This window comes from Serratia sp. N21D137, assembly GCF_047530005.1.
GTDB classification, from domain to species: Bacteria; Pseudomonadota; Gammaproteobacteria; order Enterobacterales; family Enterobacteriaceae; genus Chania; species Chania fonticola_B.
This window is the reverse complement of record NZ_JBLJAJ010000127.1, coordinates 1-617: the sequence shown is the minus strand read 5'-3', so window position 1 is coordinate 617 and position 617 is coordinate 1. Positions and strand designations below refer to the sequence as shown.

Sequence of the window (617 nt, the reverse complement as noted above, 5' to 3'; positions counted from 1 at the left end):
GTGAGATCCGCATTCGTAGCGGAGAAACGGAGGTTGCGGCCATGATGGCTTACGAATCCGTAAGGTAAGGCAACCCAACGGCGGGGCTTGCCCCGCCTGTTGGTTGTTTGAGCTGAGATCCATGAGCACCCCTCCATATCTTGTTAAGCCATCCCACACAAAAGAGCCCGCAGCCGCCATAGCATAGGTAAGAAAAACAGATGCAAAAAAACCAATAAATAACAAGGATGAGCACTGAGCCGGTTCAGCTTACTTGTTCTATGTAACAAAGCGCTGATTTATTACCCGGCGGGATTAGGGGTAAAATTCGCGTGGGTGCTCTGGATCTTTTTGTCCTGAGCATGAGCAAGGGATAGAAAGAGAAAAGCCCCGAATCGATATAAATCAACCCGAGGCCACTCTTATGCCCAAACACCATAAAGGTAGCCTCATACCCACCGAAAGGCAAGGACAAGGAGGCTATCATGCCGCAAAAATTAGTAGTAATGGCCCTGGTTATTCTCTGTATCACCGTACTGGTGTTTACCTGGATGACCAGGAAAAGACTCTGTGAGATCCGCATTCGTAGCGGAGAAACGGAGGTTGCGGCCATGATGGCTTACGAATCCGTAAGGTAA

Annotated in this window: 2 protein-coding genes; both read left to right on the top strand. The window is 49.1% G+C overall.

The genetic code is table 11. From position 1 onward, the window contains the following. Positions 1-68: Hok/Gef family protein (locus ACMV5H_RS25650; RefSeq protein WP_414822820.1), on the top strand; the 68-nt coding region annotated here is incomplete at its 5' end. 396 nt (positions 69-464) lie between these two features. Then, positions 465-617, top strand: a complete 153-nt coding sequence (locus ACMV5H_RS25645) for a type I toxin-antitoxin system Hok family toxin (RefSeq protein WP_115158366.1) — start codon at positions 465-467, stop codon at positions 615-617.

Excerpts from the sequence above, each read along its gene's own strand:
- ACMV5H_RS25645 (WP_115158366.1), top strand. The coding sequence starts at position 465 with ATGCCGCAAAAATTAGTAGTAATGGCCCTGGTTATTCTCTGTATCACC.